This window comes from Kitasatospora sp. NPDC034533 (assembly GCF_055575155.1).
The window spans coordinates 1-1005 of record NZ_JBVITE010000183.1; the positions used below are offsets into that span (position 1 = coordinate 1).

Annotated in this window: 1 protein-coding gene; it reads left to right on the forward strand. The window is 66.9% G+C overall.

All coding sequences use genetic code 11. From position 1 onward, the window contains the following. Positions 1-67 precede the first annotated feature (67 nt). Positions 68-982 (forward strand): IS982 family transposase, encoded by a 915-nt coding sequence (locus tag ACZ55U_RS39140; RefSeq protein ID WP_465534430.1) that lies wholly within the window; start codon positions 68-70, stop codon positions 980-982. Positions 983-1005 lie beyond the last annotated feature (23 nt).

The window sequence follows — 1005 nt, forward strand, 5'->3', positions numbered from 1 at the left end:
CTAGATGACTGATGCCAAGGGCTCGCCTGCGCGCATGACATGAAGCGAGGGAGTCCAAAGATCGGTTGTGACGCCTGATCTGGACTCCCTCGCCACCGCACTGTACGTGAGAACCGACGATCTGCTGAAGGAATCGCCGCATCTGGCGCCGTGGCGGCCGGAGATCGGCATCGAGCCCAAGCTCAGCGACGCCGAGCTGGTCACGCTCGCGGTGATGCAGGCCCTGCTCGGTCACGTCTCCGAGCGTCGCTGGATCCGCTACGCGAGTTCCCACCTGCGGCACCTGTTCCCATATCTGCCAGGGCAGTCGGGCTACAACCGACGGCTACGCAAGGCCGCGGACCTGATCGCCCGCGTCAACCGGCTGCTGGCCACCGACACCAGCCTGTGGACCGACGACGTCTGGGTGGTCGACTCAACGCCGATCGAGTGCGGACGTTCCCGGGAGACGGTCAAGCGCTCCGACCTGGCCGGATGGGCCGAGTACGGCTACTGCGCCAGCCACTCCCGGTTCTTCTGGGGCCTGCGGCTGCACCTGGTGTGCACCCTGCACGGCCTGCCCGTCGCGTTCGCGCTGACCGGCGCCAAGGCCGACGAGCGCACCACCCTGCTGGACATCCTGGATACCGAGACCGATCTCGTGGCCACTCGCCCCGGTCAGACCCTGATCGCGGACAAGAACTACTACGGCGCCGGGTTCGAGCGCGAGCTCGCCGAGCTGGAGCTCCGGCTCCTGCGGCCGGCCCGCAAGGGCGAGGCCGAGCGGACCGGATCCCAGCTGTTCAAGCCGTTGCGGCAGATCATCGAGTCCGTCAACGACACCTTCAAGGGCCAGCTCGACCTCGAACGACACCAGGGCCGCACACCCGGCGGTGTCATGGTCCGTGTCCTCCAGCGGATTCTCGCGCTGACCGCCGCGATCTGGCACAACGACCAGACCGGGCAGCCCGTCATGCGTTCCCTCACCGCGTACGACCACTGAACCCCTTGGCATCAATCATCTAG